Here is a 10,327-nt window from a genome sequence, read left to right as displayed (position 1 = left end):
AATTGAGCATTTTTTTACTTGGAGTACTCTTAGAAGAATACCCGCAGGGGGAAGCAGTACAGTCTTTTTCCTGCGGCTTAGTTCTGAATGCGATCGCTATTAGGTATTTGCGGGTTGCTTGGCTCTTTACGAGATTGAGTATATAGATAGGTCACTAATGCTAAAGTCAGCCCAACGGCGAAGACCACTCCCAGGATTCGCAAGAAATTGGGAGTAATTTTTGTACCTAGCTGCTCACTTAGCTTTGGTTGATAAATAGTGTCATCCGTTGGCGCTTGTGGTCTGCCTTGATTGGGTGCAGGTCGTGGTTGATACAATGTTACGTCTGGCGGTACTTGTGGTCTGCCTTGATTAGATGCAGGTCGCGGTTGAAACAACGTTTTATCTGGTGGTACTTGCCCGCCTTGATTAGAGCCAGACCGTGGTTGAAATAACGTTTTATCTGGTGGTACTTGCCCGCCTTGATTAGATGCAGGTCGCGGTTGAAATAACGTCTTATCCGGTGGCAGTTGTTGTCCACCTTGATTAGATGCAGGTCGCGGTTGAAACAACGTTTTATCTGGTGGTACTTGTTGTCCGCCTGGATTAGATGCAGGCCGTGGCTGATACAAAGTCACATCCGGTTTGCTGGTGTTGGGATTATTCACAGGATGTTGACTTTGTTCACTTGGGCTAAACTGCTTTGGAACGGCTTCGTTATTTGAACCTTGGTTGTATCCAGGCTGAGAGGGAGGAACTGTTTCCTCAGATTGGTCTTGCTGAATCGGGTTAAACGGTCTGGGAACAGTTTCGTAATTTGAACCCTGATTATATCCAGATGGGGGACGTAGAACGGTGTCGTCGTTCGCTTGTCTGGGAACAGTTTCGTGATTTGAACCTTGATTATATCCAGATGGGGGACGTAGAACGGTGTCATCGTTCGCTTGTCTGGGAACAGTTTCGTTATTTGAACCTTGGTTGTAGGAAGGTTGCGATCGCCCAGTAGCCTGTTCGGATAAGCTAATAGTGCCTGTGACAGATTTGGCAGCAGCTTGCAAAGCAAGATTGAGTTCTTCTACCGTTGCAAATCGGTTAGCTGGGTTTTTGTGAAGACATTTCATCACCACAGCTTCCAATTGTACAGAAAAATGATCGCAACCTGGCTGCGATCGCAGTGGTTTCGGTGGCTCATAAGCATGAGCTAATACCCAAGAAGCCTCGCTGATCTGACTACCCTTAATACTGATTCCAAAGGGATCGGCGGCACTCAGCATTTCATAAAGAATAATTCCTAAACTGTAAATATCACCCCTAGCATCCAGGTTTTTATCACTTTGGATTTGCTCAGGAGGTGCGTAACGAAATGTACCAATAAATGTACTTGTGATATTTGTAATATTGGTATTTTCTGAAGATTCACTGCGAATTTTGGCAACACCAAAATCCAAAACTTTGACCCACTCACCTAAATCTGTAGGCACTAAAAATATATTATCTGGTTTCAGGTCACGATGAATTACCTGAATATGTTCGCTGCTTTTCCCGCCATCTCGTTGAAGAGTTACTCCTTGATGGGCAAGTTGTAAACCTTTGCAAACTTGCGTCATAATTTTCACCGTCCGTTCAACAGATAGCCGCCTTTCGCGCAGCAATAACTGTCTAAGGGTTTGCCCGCGCAAATATTCCATTACGTAAAATGGAAAGCCTTCCGGGGTGAATCCACAATCACTAATCTTAACAATGTGGTCACTTTGCAAAGCAGCACAAACTGCCACTTCGCGCTCAAAACGCTTTCTCATTTCTTGTGATGCCACCAGCGTATCTTTGAGCAACTTCAACGCTACCTGCTGACCTACACGGGTATCTGTTGCCAGGAAGACATCTCCCATGCCACCCCCGCCTAACCGTTTATCTAAACGGTATCGCTCGTTATCACCTACGAAGCGACCAATCCAAGAATTTGAAGGAGGTGGGGATTTCATCTGGCGGAACCCATCCTAGTTACTTTCAGGTGTTAACTTTAGTCAGATATACTACTAGTATTACAAATATTTTGTTTACTTCGTAACTTCGATAAACTTAGTAATATATATTACCTAGCATTTATCTGATTATACTCAGCTTAACATATTCCTCACTGAAAATAATGCTAGCAATTTGATAAAATGTTTAAAGTTAAGACCTATGACAGTTGAAATTTGTTCCTGATGTAAAGTTAACGTAAATTATACGAGGTCTTAAGCTTCAGTAGTGCCGATAATAACGCGCCTACATATTGCACTATTTTCCGTGTAGACGGTCGTTAGTCATTTGTGTTTACCAAGGACAAATGACAAAGGACAACCTCACCAGTTGATGTGCAATGTTTATTTGCGTAACAGCTTACTTTGTATCCTGTGCGGATAATCTCTGTTACAGAATATTTAAAGTTTTGCAAAATATATTCTGTCAATGTACTCTGGCGTACATGATTAATATGTGCTATTGCCATGAGGAAAGAGGATGAGTAATGTACTCTCTATAGCCGCCGTGACAGCAGTACTAAAAGTTTTGCTGGAAAATGGCTTAGTCAGCGATCCGATCGCTGCTAGTGTTGGTGATGTGATTGTAACTGCCTTACCACCCGATCGAATTTCAGTTGAAGCTGACGAACGCGCTCAAATCAACCTCTTTCTCTATCAAGTAACGCAGAATCGCAATGTCGATTGGGTATCTCAGGAATTTAAGAGCAGGCACTCACGTATTAATGGAAACATGCCATCCCAAAGTCCACCACTAGCTCTTGACCTCCATTACTTGCTAACAGCTTACGGGGCCAAGGATTTTCAGGCGGAGCTTTTATTGGGCTATGCTATGCATTTATTACACAAAACATCAGTTATTACTTCGGATATTATTGAAAATGCTCTGAGAAATGCATCTACAACTAATACCTCAAGTGCTTTTTCGCAAGCTGTAGCAAGTGTATCTGTATCCGATTTAGCTGAACAAATTGGGCAGATTAAACTGACTCCAGAGTTTTTCAACATGGAAGAAACTTCTAAATTATGGTCTGCTTTACAAACACACTATCGACCTTCGGCTACCTATCTGGCATCAATGGTGTTGATTGAGAGTAGCAAACTTGAAAATTCTGAAGGTTTTTACATGATGCCCTTGTCTCAACCGAGTATAGAGCAAGTTATGACCCCGGCAAAGACCGATCAAATGATTGTTCCGGGCACAACATTAGTAATTCGTGGTAAACGGTTACGCGGCGAGATTACCCGAATCCGTTTGAGCAATACGGAAACTTTGATAGTACCTCATGATGTTAAAGAAACCCAAATCAGTTTGTTAGTCCCATCAGATTTATCCGCAAGTGTTCAGGGTATCCAAGTTGTCCATCTCACAATGGGCAATGGAGGGCAAACAGATTATGTCGTTGAATCAAATGTTGCGGCTTTTGTCCTCCATCCCACAATTACAGCATTTGTCGCTAAAGTGGAAAATAGCGGCGACAATTTACGCACAGCAGAAATTACCGTAAAATTTCAGCCCAAAGTTGGTAAGGCACAACGAGTAGTTTTGCTACTGAGTGAGGCTTCAGGTAAGAATCCGGCTACTTACTCTTTCTTGGTTGCATCACGCAATGAAGACACCGATGCAATTACTGTTCCTGTCAAAAGTATCAAACCAGGAACTTATATTGTCCGAGTGCAGGTAGATGGGGCAGAAAGTCCACTGCACAGAAATCAGTCTGGAGATTATGATTCGCCAGAGGTGACTATTTTATGAATGCCAAAACAAATCGCAATTGGGATGAGGCAAACTACCGCTATCTATCAGCTGCTCTGGCCGTGGTGCGTGGTATTTTAGAAAATCACACGGCAAAAGACCAAAATCAATCTGTAGAGAAAAACCAAGAACATTTACAGCAAGTGCTAGAGGAAGCTGCTGCTGTAATGCCTGCGCCATCGGCATTAGAAAGAATATGTAAAATATTTAGCCTCTCATCCTTTGAACGCGATTTGTTGCTGTTGTGTGCAGGTATGGAATTAAATGGAGACTTTGCTAAATTATGCGCTATGACGCACGGCGATTTACAACGAGCTTACCCAACTCTAAGTTTAGCTTTGGCAGCTTTACCTAATGTCCACTGGGATGCGATCGCTCCAAATTCTCCCTTACGTTATTGGCGGTTAATTCAGCTTGGTGATGGTCATTCCCTGACTCTCAGCCCTGTAAGAATTGACGAACGAATTTTACATTATCTCACGGGCATTCAATATCTTGACGAACGATTAGCTGGTATCATTGAACCATTACAAGAGGTTAACTATCTAGTTCCCTCGCACCAAGATTTAGCCGAACGAATCGCAGCAGTTTGGTCGCAAGCTTACAAAGTTAATAGTTTACCAATTGTCCAATTATGTGGTAACGAAAATACTAGCAAACGCGCCATTGCCGCTACAATTTGTCAGCTTCAGGGTTTAAGTCTGTGGGTAATGCCTTCACAAATGATTCCATTAGCACCTGGTGAGTTAGATAATCTCATCCGTCTGTGGACTCGTGAGACGATTTTAAGTCAGTGTGCCTTACTTATAGACTGCAACGAATTAGATCCGAACGATCCGACGCGGTTAAATGCGATCGCACGTTTCATCGAACGAACAAAAGGCTTTTTAATAGTTACAAGTCGGGAACGCATTGGGCTAGGACAACGCCTGGTAGTTAAATTTGACGTACATCAACCAACTAGCAAAGAACAAGGTACAGTTTGGCAAGATGCATTAGGTTCAATTGCACCGCAAATGAACGGTCAAGTTAAAACCCTAGTGGATCAATTTAACCTCAGTGCCGCAACCATCCGCGCTGCTTGTGCAGAAGCCGCAGGACAGTTAGCCCAAACACCAGAAGATGATATCACGAGTATTCTATGGGATACCTGCCGTGTGCAAGCACGCCCGCGCTTAGATGAACTCGCCCAACGGATTGAGCCATCTGGTGATTGGGAAGATTTGGTATTACCAGAGGCACAGAAACAAATTCTCCGAGACATTGCGGCTCATGTCCGTCAACGCAGCACTGTATATAACAATTGGGGTTTTGCTGGTAAGAGTGCTAGAGGATTGGGAATCAGCGCCTTGTTTGCAGGTGCTAGCGGCACTGGTAAAACTTTGGGAGCAGAAGTACTCGCCCAGAAATTGCGCCTCGACTTATATCGTATTGATCTATCATCGGTAGTTAGCAAATATATTGGCGAAACAGAAAAGAATTTGCGCCGCGTGTTTGATGCTGCTGAACAAGGCGGGGTAATTTTGTTATTTGATGAAGCTGATGCTTTATTTGGCAAACGCAGTGAAGTTAAAGATGCACGCGATCGCTATGCCAATATTGAAGTTAGCTATCTGTTACAACGGATGGAAAGCTACCCAGGTTTAGCAGTGCTAACTACTAACTTAAAAAGTTCAATTGATACTGCCTTTCTGCGGCGGATTCGGTTCGTGGTGCAATTCCCTTTCCCAGATACAACGCAACGAGCCGAGATTTGGCGGCGTGTTTTTCCCGCCGATACCCCAACCGCAGACTTAGATGCTCTACAACTGGCTCGACTAAATGTAGCTGGGGGTAATATCCGTAACATAGCCTTAAATGCAGCTTTCCTCGCTGCCGATGCCGGGGAAGCAGTGCAGATGAAACACGTATTGCGTGCTGCTCAGGCAGAATATAGCAAGTTAGAGAAACCTTTAACTGATGCAGAAGTTGGGGGGTGGATGTGATTTTAAATTAACTTCGGACAGCATTGTAGCGAATTACGGTTATTTTCAGGTAAATATAGAAATCTGACTTGATAAATGAAATTATTTGCGTAGGTAGGGAGTAGGGAGTGGGGAGTAGTGAATTAACCTTTTCGAGATGTACGGATTTTTTCAGAAGTCAAATAGGAGTCCTATAGCTGTAAATTTAGCAATACCCTGCAATACCAATAGATATGTTTAGAAATTAAATATAGCAATCCTAAATCATTCGTGAAAAGTTAGATCCCCGACTTCTTAAAGAAGTCGGGGATCTGGATACTGAGAATTTTCACAAATCAGATAGGATTGCTATATGCACTATCCAAAACTTAGTAGAGACATAGCAGTGCTATGTCTCTACATTAATTAGGGAGCAACGCGATTTTGTGAGGTTGACCAAAAAAAAGGTGCGATGCCTACGCATCGATAAACTGTATGGCGCAGTATGATTATTTATATATTAAGAGGGTGTTCTGTTACTTCTAATTCTTAATTGAATTCAACCACTCTTCCTCCAGAGTTTTGCAAGCAACGATTAGCAATGTTTACAGTGCCTACACCTTTTCCTGATGAAGTAAAGTCTGCTCGAACTCTAGCTCCGTTGTATCTACTCCTAGCAAATTTCATGTATCCGACAAGAGGATACAAGCCTCGTTTTAGTGTTCCTACTGGCCTTCCTGCATTGTTGTAAGTTATACAATTCCTGACAACACGAACACGAACAGCCATAGCTGAATCAATAGAGAGAAAAGTAAGAGTGGAAATAGCAATAGTGGTAGCAACGATGGGAGAGAGAAGTTTGATCAATTTCATAAATTTTATCTTCAATATTTTCGATGAGAATCATACAGTTATATCAAGTTCGGGTGATTACTTATAATAAAACTTCTCAATGTAGGTTGGGTTGAACGGCAGTGAAACCCAACATGAGCAAGGATCAAGCGTTGGGTTTCGTTCCTCAACCCAACCTACAGATGTTATAAGTATTTAACCGAACCCGATATTAGGAGTCGCGCAAAAATAACTTGAACACTTTTAATTGGAAAGTCAGACTAATAGCTGATTCCGAATTAAATTTGTACAACTTATTTTCACATGATGCCTTATATAGATTTCTACAAGCCAAGAAATCAATATTTCGCAAAAATATTACACGATTTTGTATAGCAATCTAAATGCAACTGTGAGTGGGCATTGCCGCTATTAATAGCAATTTCTACCCAGCCGTGGCTACCAACTAAAGCTAGTATCTCTCCCACGTTGACATCACCGTAAGTTTGGCAACCTGGTATACTCAACCCAGCAGCTTGCACACACCAAGTTTTGCCTTGTACATAACTCCCTGGAATGTTGCTCACTAAGTTGCCGAAGTGGTCAATATATTGAATGCAACCCTCTACACCATTGCTTGTCTGCTTGCACTCGGCTATATCTAGTTTGACTAAACTTGCTGGATCAATTTCTTGTCCTAGCTGTTTCAAGGGGACACCATTAGCAAGATTAGCTGCCACTGGTGCGAAGATATCTCTACCGTGAAAAGTGTTGCTTGGTTGAGAACGCCAATAGTTAAGATTTGTAAGCTCGACGGCTACGATCGCAGGACTTTGACTAAGTACCCCGCTAAAGATACCATTATCTGGGCCTACTAAAAATCCTTGAGCAAATTCTACCGCGATCGCTCGTCGCTTGGTTCCCACACCCGGATCTACTACCGCCAGATGCACTGTCCCAACGGTGAAATAAGGATAAGCATTCATCAGGGAAAACCTAGCTGCGGCAATGTCTTGCGGCGGAATTTGGTGGGTTAAGTCTATTACCCTCAGTCTGGGGTTGAGTTGGGCGATGATTCCCTTCATCACGCCTACATAGATATCGCGATCGCCAAAATCGCTTAGAAAAGTCATGAGTCGTTGTTGACCTATCCGCTCCTCAGACATATTTTTGTTAAAATCTACATTAAGTTATAAAATTCTGTAGCAACAGCTACAAAATATATGCTATGTTAACAATAGCAGACATAAAGTGAAAAATTAAAAAGGTAATCACTATGAATCAAGGTAGACTACAAAGTGTGAGAAAAGCACAAGAAGTCCACAGAGAGAATATTCAAAAAAGCCTAGAGCATCGCTTGCAAGTAGCCAGAGCAAAGGGCGATGAACAACTAGTTCGTCAACTAGAAGCTGAAATGAGATATTCCAGCTAAATCAAGTTTTCAATGTTCTTAGTTTGTTGTGTAACCCGCTACGGCGGGTTTTTTTGTTTCTGACGATAGATGTGGTTCAAATACATGAAAACTGCTGTAAATTCATTGGCATTAATGGCAGGATGCCCACCCCGTAAGAATTATCTCTTGATTCAATACTATTTTGAAACTGTGGAAAGCTTTGCAACCATCTGAGTCCGAGATGAAACCTCAAGCTTGCGAAACATCCTTTTTAAGGCTTGCTTGACGGAGTTTTCAGTAATCCAAAGTTCAGCACTAATTTCTGCATTGGTTTGTCCTTGAGCGACTAAGGAAGCAATTTGCATTTCACGAGGCGTTAAACGCTTTGTTTGTAATAGTGGTTGTTGTAATCTCGCCATTGCCACCCAAGTAGAAATGTGTAGACAAAGCGCACTCAAATCTGTGAGATTTTGTGAGTCGAATGCAGGCATTCCTTGCTGACGGGTAAAACCTACCGCGCCTACTAACTGCCCATTGCTGACAATTGGCCCTGCCATGACGTGCCAGTGATCGGCACGAGGACAAATCAACCTCCAAGTCTTAGGTTCCACTACTAAAGCTTCATGAACAGGGGCATGGTGTTCTAGCAAGTAGCGTGCAACTGGGTTGTGTTGAGGTGATAGTGCAATTTGCAGCGCTTTTTGGATCTTGCTGTTAGCTAGAGGAATTTGAGCAAAGAAAAACAGCCCACATCGTGTAGCTGAAAAATATTCACTCATTTCTGTGCGTATATGCGATCGCAACGTCTCTTCATCTTTAGCTTGAGCAATTCCATGAAATAGAGCTTGTAAGGCAATCATGATTGGCAAATTGTACTCTTTCGAGGTCTAGGCGCAGTATAGCAACCAGACCTATCTTAGCTTTAGTCACATCAAGTATTTTCTCTTGTCTGCTTTTTTGGGATTACTTAACCATGACTTTAAATTCTGGCATTGATGATACACAGATATCCGGGCGCTGGATTCAAATCAGTTTTTTTATCGCAGTAGTATTTTTCAATCTCTGTTTAGCAATCCAAGTATTCAGCGTTGGAATGGCTTACTTTTACAACTCTGATTGGTGGAACGTACATATTTGGCTGGTGCGAGGATATAGCGGACTCTCACTAATTTTGTTGATATGGGTGTTTTTGATGCCATTTCCCCCAAGAGTCCAGCGCCTGACAGCAAGCATCCCAGTACTGCTGGGGCTGCAATTTCTCACAATTCACTTGAAAACTTCTTTTCCTTTAGCGGTTTTTCACCCACTCATCGGCTTCTCCTTATTTTCTATTTCTACAACCCTAGTTCATCGGACATCACACATCGTATTTCCCAAGCACAACCAAGATTAAAACTGTAACTTTCAATTTTTTTAGCACTAAAATGTCTCAATACGCTCATCCATCCGTTCTCGTTGATACTCAATGGTTAGCGAATCATCTCAACGATCCAAACATCCGCATTATTGAAGTGGATATTAGCCCAAAGCCATACGAAAATGCTCACATCCCTGGTGCTGTCTTCTGGAACTTCTTGAGAGATTTACTATTGCCCGATTTTAAAATAAATTGGGATGCGATCGCTTTTGAGAAGCTGATGGCACGTTCAGGCATCACCAATGATACAACAGTGATTGCCTATGGCAGTTATCCTGGAACCGGAGCCTGGATTTTCTGGTTGTTGCAAGTCTTTGGGCATAAAAATGTAAAAGTTCTCAATGGCGGCTATCAGAAATGGAAGTTAGAAAGTCGTCCGCTAGCAACTGGGTTATCCACGTTTTCTGCTACTGATTATCGTGCCAAAACTACTGATGCTAGTTTGAGAGTATTACATGATGAAGTTAAAGCATCAATTGGTCGAAGCGATGGCATATTATTAGATGTCCGAACACTTCAAGAATACTGTGGTGAATGGTTTTTCGATCAGCCGCCAAAAGAAGGTGAACTTACTGGGCATATTCCAGGTGCAGTCCATCTTGAGCATATCTTAACTCTCAATGAGGATGGAACTTTTAAATCATTCGACGAATTGAAAAATCTTTATCACAGTAAGGGCATTATCCCTGAGAAAGAAATATTTCCTTACTGTGCGATCGGTGGACGTTCTGGATATACCTGGTTTGTTTTGAAGTATTTATTAGGTTATCCAAATGTTCGGAATTACGATGGTTCTTGGAATGAGTGGAGTCGTCTACCTGATGTCGCTATAGAGAAGTAGCGATAATTATACCTACGCTGTACGCTGTACGCACAAATTAAATTACCCCCCTAATTCAGGGGGATTTTGGCTTGCTATAGAAGTCTTTGATATAGCAATCCTATTTGATTTGTGAAAATCAGAAGACTCAGATCCCCGACTTCTTA

9 protein-coding genes are annotated in these 10,327 nt (G+C 42.3%); 5 read left to right on the top strand and 4 right to left on the bottom strand.

The window, feature by feature from the left end; genetic code table 11:
- Positions 1–77: 77 nt before the first annotated feature.
- Positions 78–1,961: a serine/threonine protein kinase gene (locus VB732_RS34410; protein ID WP_323235299.1), complete on the bottom strand. Its 1,884-nt coding sequence runs from the start codon at positions 1,959–1,961 to the stop codon at positions 78–80.
- A gap of 520 nt (positions 1,962–2,481) precedes the next feature.
- On the opposite strand from VB732_RS34410, the gene VB732_RS34405 reads away from it, so the two are divergent.
- A complete protein-coding gene (locus VB732_RS34405; RefSeq protein WP_323235298.1) occupies positions 2,482–3,756 on the top strand; it encodes a DUF4255 domain-containing protein in 1,275 nt (424 codons plus the stop codon).
- Entirely contained in the window at positions 3,753–5,741 is a 1,989-nt protein-coding gene (locus VB732_RS34400; protein WP_323235297.1) for an ATP-binding protein, read from the top strand. The genes VB732_RS34405 and VB732_RS34400 overlap by 4 nt, the downstream gene beginning before the upstream one ends.
- 507 nt (positions 5,742–6,248) lie before the next feature.
- Here VB732_RS34400 and VB732_RS34395 read toward each other — a convergent pair.
- Positions 6,249–6,572, bottom strand: coding sequence for a hypothetical protein (locus tag VB732_RS34395; protein WP_323235296.1), 324 nt, complete (start codon positions 6,570–6,572; stop codon positions 6,249–6,251).
- A 317-nt stretch (positions 6,573–6,889) separates the two neighbouring features.
- Positions 6,890–7,696, bottom strand: a complete 807-nt coding sequence (locus VB732_RS34390) for an SAM-dependent chlorinase/fluorinase (RefSeq protein ID WP_323235295.1) — start codon at positions 7,694–7,696, stop codon at positions 6,890–6,892.
- Positions 7,697–7,806: 110 nt separating this feature from the next.
- Here VB732_RS34390 and VB732_RS34385 point away from each other — a divergent pair, with 110 nt between their 5' ends.
- The gene (locus VB732_RS34385; protein WP_323235294.1) at positions 7,807–7,962 is read left to right on the top strand and encodes a hypothetical protein; all 156 of its coding nucleotides are present in this window, start codon (positions 7,807–7,809) and stop codon (positions 7,960–7,962) included.
- 158 nt (positions 7,963–8,120) lie between these two features.
- Here VB732_RS34385 and VB732_RS34380 read toward each other — a convergent pair whose 3' ends face one another.
- Complete coding sequence (locus tag VB732_RS34380; protein ID WP_323235293.1) at positions 8,121–8,783, bottom strand: LuxR C-terminal-related transcriptional regulator; 663 nt, start codon at positions 8,781–8,783, stop codon at positions 8,121–8,123.
- Between the two features lie 113 nt (positions 8,784–8,896).
- Between VB732_RS34380 and VB732_RS34375 the strand changes: the two genes are divergently transcribed.
- Positions 8,897–9,316 carry a DUF6220 domain-containing protein gene (locus VB732_RS34375; RefSeq protein ID WP_323235292.1) on the top strand — a complete coding sequence of 140 codons (420 nt, stop codon included), beginning with the start codon at positions 8,897–8,899 and terminating at the stop codon, positions 9,314–9,316.
- A gap of 31 nt (positions 9,317–9,347) precedes the next feature.
- Positions 9,348–10,181 carry a sulfurtransferase gene (locus tag VB732_RS34370; RefSeq protein WP_323235291.1) on the top strand — a complete coding sequence of 278 codons (834 nt, stop codon included), beginning with the start codon at positions 9,348–9,350 and terminating at the stop codon, positions 10,179–10,181.
- Positions 10,182–10,327: the final 146 nt, after the last annotated feature.

It is taken from the genome of Nostoc sp. UHCC 0252, from assembly GCF_034931145.1.
Classification (GTDB): domain Bacteria; phylum Cyanobacteriota; class Cyanobacteriia; order Cyanobacteriales; family Nostocaceae; genus Nostoc.
Note: the sequence above shows the minus strand (reverse complement) of the source record. Positions and strands in the feature narration are given on the sequence as shown.